The organism is Vibrio sp. 10N.261.46.A3 (assembly GCF_041472995.1).
Taxonomy (GTDB): domain Bacteria; phylum Pseudomonadota; class Gammaproteobacteria; order Enterobacterales; family Vibrionaceae; genus Vibrio; species Vibrio coralliirubri.
This window is the reverse complement of sequence record NZ_JBFRRH010000167.1, coordinates 1-5894: the sequence shown is the minus strand read 5'-3', so window position 1 is coordinate 5894 and position 5894 is coordinate 1. Positions and strand designations below refer to the sequence as shown.

General features: G+C 39.8%; 4 protein-coding genes and 1 pseudogene. All 5 read right to left on the bottom strand.

The window, feature by feature from the left end; all coding sequences use genetic code 11:
- Positions 1–69: 69 nt before the first annotated feature.
- Positions 70–195, bottom strand: a pseudogene (locus AB4484_RS26040) (type II toxin-antitoxin system Phd/YefM family antitoxin); the annotation flags it as partial.
- 73 nt (positions 196–268) lie between these two features.
- Positions 269–1324: an Ig-like domain-containing protein gene (locus AB4484_RS26035; RefSeq protein ID WP_372080981.1), complete on the bottom strand. Its 1056-nt coding sequence runs from the start codon at positions 1322–1324 to the stop codon at positions 269–271.
- A gap of 10 nt (positions 1325–1334) precedes the next feature.
- Positions 1335–2330, bottom strand: coding sequence for an OmpA family protein (locus tag AB4484_RS26030; protein WP_372080980.1), 996 nt, complete (start codon positions 2328–2330; stop codon positions 1335–1337).
- A gap of 284 nt (positions 2331–2614) precedes the next feature.
- Positions 2615–4573: a hypothetical protein gene (locus AB4484_RS26025; protein WP_372080979.1), complete on the bottom strand. Its 1959-nt coding sequence runs from the start codon at positions 4571–4573 to the stop codon at positions 2615–2617.
- Positions 4574–4645: 72 nt separating this feature from the next.
- Positions 4646–5761, bottom strand: coding sequence for a hypothetical protein (locus tag AB4484_RS26020; protein WP_372080978.1), 1116 nt, complete (start codon positions 5759–5761; stop codon positions 4646–4648).
- Positions 5762–5894: the final 133 nt, after the last annotated feature.

The window sequence follows — 5894 nt, the reverse complement described above, 5'->3', positions numbered from 1 at the left end:
GATATATTTATGCAGCACTTAAATACTGCATAATGGGTAGGGTGTTGCGTTTCATGTGGCGGAGGGCCTTAAAGACATGACGACGGCATCTTTAGAGTCACGCCGAGTAATGACGGTCGTGTCGGCATCATTCACCACACCATCAAGCACACTCTTAAGCCCGTTCCGGACCTCTGTAAAAGAGACAATTCTCATAAAAACCTCAATATGTACATGTTGCTGAACAAGTATAGTGCCATTCAGTAACATGTACAATCAAGCCCGTGAGCTATGGTAATACCTCTGACACGCAAGCTACATAAGCTGGGGCTAGTTTATCAAGTACAAATTCACCTCCAACTTGCAGGCCGACAGAGTAGTAGCCAGCACTACCCTCCGTCAAAGAAAGGTAGCTAAAGCCAGTAGGCCACCCATGATCAAACATGTTACCGGCTATACCTAATAACTCCGCCTGTAATTCATCCTTTGTTGGTAATTTCCAGTTAGCCCTACCTCCGAGATTATGGGCACTATAGCTGGCACAAAGTGCGCTTGCATCAACGAAATCAAATTGGTAATAATCACCCGCAGGTCCCCAAGCTCCATATTCAGTAAAAGTAGTAGTCCCTGATTTTATACCAATACTATCCAAGTAATTCACAGATGGGTTGCTAGTAAATAACTTCCCGCCACCGACATCAAAGAAATCAATACAGACTCCAGACAAGTCACTACATACCTCCACATCCACCGTGTTGCTACTCACACTGTCCTTCATGGCGGCTAGCGTCGTCGCTCCTATGCCAACCCCCAAGACACCCCCTTCTGGGTCAACCACAGCCACACTGGGGTCAGACGCCCACACCACATACCTTGTCACATCTGATGATGTTCCATCACTGTATGTCGCTGTCGCTGTTAACTGCGTGCTTTGACCTACCCCACCCTGAAGCTTTGGAGGGGTAACCGCAATATCTGTGATGACCGCAGAGGTAACCTCCACATCCACCGTGTTACAGCTCACACTGTCCTTCGTGGCGGTTAGCGTCGTTGTTCCCATACCAACACCCAAGACAACCCCTTCTGGGTCAACCACAGCTACACTGGGGTCAGACGCCCACACCACATGCTTTGTCACGTCTGATGATGTTCCATCACTGTATGTCGCTGTCGCTGTTAACTGCGTGCTTTGACCTACTCCGCCCTGAAGCTTTGGAGGGGTAACCGTAATATCTGTGATGACCCTGTTTACAGCAGAACTAGTGAAGGCGCCTTCTGAGTTACAGCCAGTTAGCAGTGAGAAAATTACTATTAAGAGCAGAGGGATAAAGAATTTATTCATCATAACAAACCTATTATTGAAACTGGAAGCTAGAGATGGTGATTTCAACTCGGCGATTTGCAGCTCGTCCTTCTGCAGTATTATTATTAGCAATAGGTTGAGACTCCCCTTCCCCCCTCCCCTCAAGTTGCGCCGGTGTGACACCCAATTCAATCAGTTTATTGACGACCGCTTGAGCACGATGCTCCGAAAGGTTTTGGTTGTAGAGTGCCAAGCCCGTTGAGTCAGTATGTCCAACAACTGCGGCCTGAGCTTGTGGGTAAGAATTTAATACTGAAGAGACCTCCGTTAATTGGCCAATGAGCTCTTGGCTAAGTTCGACCGAACCAAAACCAAACAATCCATCTGTAGTTTTAGGTAACAAGCCCTGTATTTGAGGCGGTGTTTTTACAGTGGATGTCTCTTTAGCGGGAGTATCTTCAATAATAGAATTTGGAGCTATTTCGACTAACGTTGGTTGAGTTGTATTGCCAAGCGTATAGGTTAGATTGACCAACAATCCATAGCTATCATACTTACCCGTATTTGGCTTACCGATACTATCAATGTATTGGTAGCCAGTTGATAATCGGACGTTTGGGTTAAAGTGATAGTTAACCCCTACCTCACCAAGAGGAGAAAAACCAGTTGCACTTCTCTTACTTGAAGGCGGTTGCATTTTTTCCATATCCCAATAAGTAGCACCAATTCGACCATATAAGCTTAGGTTATCTTGCAGGTACCAATCGTAACGAAGAGCACTTTCAATCAACCAAGTTTTAACATTAACTGACATCGTGTCCGCCTTTAGTTCATCGTGATATTGATAGCCTAAATCCCAACTCCAAGAGGGAGTGAATTGTAATCCACCATATAGACCTAAAATTGTGGCCTCTGGATTTGAATGATTGTAACTGTCGTCTAGGGCCCATTGATACCCACTCTTTACGCCAACAAAAATCTGAGGGGATTCCGTCGCAGCCAGTAGTGGGATACTGAATAAACCAGTAAGTAATATTATTTTTGCCATAACTCTTATAAAGATAGAAGCGCTTCACGCTAAGTATTATCATCCCCGTCCTGATGTCAGATGTGCAGCCATCTCAACCTCTAATCATAATGATGAATAAACATGCTGAGAGCAGTATAAATCACTCAGCCTTCATTAGGAGCTCAAGTGTTGCGTTTTATCTGGAGGACGGGAAAATTACAGCGTAAGCTGTTTGTGATTTTGGTCAACGCTTTAGCGCTGTCACGGTAAGCACCCCGGGCATGCCCGAGGGAATATTTTCTGCATCCACAAAATAAACCCGTCTATGTTTTCTCGAACTCTAACTTTAAGTATAATTTTCTCTTATAACTAACGTCATGCCACCCATACCCTATAATATGCAGAGTGGTGTGATATTTTTGAGCAGGAAGGTCGTAGTATTTTTCACTTTCTTTATTTAATTTCAATCTAATCTGACCAAAACCCCTCTGAATGCCATCCTCAATTTTTATGTTATAGTTGGGGCCCTTCTTGTTCGCAATAATATCAATAGGGTAGACATTTCCATTATCTCCTATTGCAGATAAAGTTATACTGGTATTCGAAGCTCCGCCGCCCCATAAAACCCTTCCTGGTTCCCTTTGCCCGTTAGTATAAAGTACGCTTCTTTGATTTGGTATTGTAAAATAAACAGAAGAGTTGCCAGATGGAGTATTGTTACTAAAGTTTTCGGACCACTCATCTAACTCTAATTTATAAGGGTATTCAACCCCAGTAGGGTGTTTTGTAAAGTCTATGGAAACTTTAATCTTCTTTTCAAATGAAGAATCATGCCACCCTTGAGCTATAACATAAATCTCACCACGATAAGGTTGATTTGGTAAGCTTTCAAAGCTCTCACTTTCATTATCTAGCATTATTTTTATTTTACCGTACCCTTTTTGAAGACCATCTTCAATCTTCATGTTTGAATATGAGTATGGTCCCATCTTGTTCCCTATCAACTCTACCAAGTACTCTTTTTCATCTTTTCCCGTTATCAGTGCTTTGATTTTTGTATCAGAATTTCCAGCTCCCCACACATGTTGACCAGGTGTTCTTTGCCCATTTGTCTCTGTGATGGAGTTTTGCTCTGGAATGATAAAATAAACTGATGAATTACCTGATGGGGTGTCTTGGCTAAAGTTATATGACCATTGATCCAGACCAATAACAGACTTATTCCATTCACATGTAAAATAACCAAAACTGTTACGTTGATCTCCGGAAGTTATGTCTCCCTTGCTGCTTCCACTTGAAACAACCAAGTGAGATTCATTTTCATTATCTAAGATATCATTAGCCCAATAGTAATGCTCATCAGGCCAAGAATTATTAAATGATGGACTTAATATAAAGTCAGATAAAGAACTTGAATTTACTGTTTTTGCATAATTAGATATGGATGCACAGTATCTATCATTGTGATTATTGATATTTGTTGTTGCTGCATATTGCTGTTTTTCACTTACTTTAAAATCTACCTCGGGGAAGAGTGCTTCATGTTGTTTTACGGTTGGAGGCTTAATTAGTGTGCTTCCACCATTTTCAAAGTTCTCTCTCATTACTAGCCTTATATCGCAGGATTGGCTACTTGATGAGGGCAAAGACCCTGAAGTATATGTCACGAAAGAGCAAAGGGTTAAATCAACTTTATCTTTTATGTTGATTTCAATATCATCTATTAAATTAACGCTTAATTTCAACGGGTAGTCATAAGGATATTTTTTATAACTCATCAAATATTCGCCCGAATAACTTTCAATCAAAGTATAATAAACAGAACTAATCGAGACAAACGACTCATCCTTATTTTTTACTGATAGAGTTGTTGTGTTTTTAATTGTTTCATTGCCATTTCTTATTAGATCGTTTTTTATTTCATCTTTAAATTCCCAGTAGTTCCCGCCAGAAGGCATCATCGAGTCAAGGTTTTTGATAACAATCTTTAACTCATTGGAGCATAATGATTCACTACATATCTTTATCTTTTTATTCTCATGCTGCTCTTTGGGTATGAAAGAAACACCAGTATGCACCTCTTCACCACTATCATCGACCCATCTATACTCATTTAAATCAAGATAAATAGGAGACATACCTGAGTTTATTATAATAGGAACACCAACTGGAGAAGAGCTTAGGTTACCACTAGGTGATGAAATGGAAAGTCCATAAGCAGAATTTGATAAAAACACAAAAAATGGAATGATGACTGAATATATTTTTCTTAATTTTAACATTTTTATTTATATGAATCTTAATTATAACCTATAACCAACCTTGCAATTAGCTGGTTATAGGTTTATTGAATATTATAGATTGGTCGATTTACACAGGAAGAAGCCGTAATAAAGCTCATTAGGAGCGGAATCAACGTGTAACTTATTATCTCCAGAAGGAATAACTACAGAGCTCCATGTTATGCCAGGTGCAACAAAGGCTGGAGTCCCTTCTTCTTTAGTCCAGTAATTTGTTTCTTTTGGCCAGCTATCATTAAAGGTATCAGAACCTAGATGAGCAACCGTTTCATCTACTGACGTGGCACTGAACAAATCACCAAGGCTACTACAATATTTTTCTAGATCGGAGCTCTCCTCAGTTATGTTAGGGGCATAAGCAAAATTAAAAGCACTCCCATTTATCATTACTTCTTGACTTGCTAAGTATGGCTGTGTAGGAAATAATTCTTTATATTGCTCTACGGTTGGAGGGTAGCTAAATGTCTGGTTAGGTTTTATCAACTCTTCACTATTAACACTTCTTTTATTACAATTTTCACTAAATTGATAGGGCGTCACACCTGAAGTATAAGTAACTACAGAACATAACTCTATACTATTCAAGTCATTTAACCCGACATTCTCTTGGCTGGTAAGAGTTTTGCTTTCACTGATAGGAAATGAATCCAAATAAGGGGTGTAACTGGTAAGAGCTAAGTCACCACTTGTTACTACGTAATATGTTGAACTAATTGTCACGGGTTCATCAGATGAGGTAGATAGAGTGGTAGATAACGATAATGTGTCCGTACTCTTAAATATAATATCATTTGTTATTTTATCTGAAATAGACCAGTCATCGCTTCCATTAGGTGTGGTACTTATTTCATCAGTGACAAGGAGTTTGTTTGAGCAAATGAAGCTTTCTTTAAACAAGCACAGTCTAATTTCATTGCCAGCATGTTTTTTCTGGGGGGTGAATATTACACCTCTTCCTAAGATTTCATCATTTTCCCCCATCCAAAGATATGTGTTCACTTCCTTTTTTTTATTATAATGATATATTGGTTTTTTTTTCTCTGTAGCAGAAATTGGCTCTCCCACATTAACTTTAGACGTTGATTTGTTAGCAATACCTTCTATTTCTAACGCATTAACAGGCAAAGAGCCCCCCAAAACGAGACCAAATAAAAACAATTTCATATACATGCACTTTTCCTTTTATTGATGACTTCATAATTAAAACCGACTTTGATCATACACGCCAAATTTATAAAAATCAATAGCTTAGGGAGAGGCACTGTTATTGCCCCACGGCAAGATGGCCCTCCGCCACATGAAA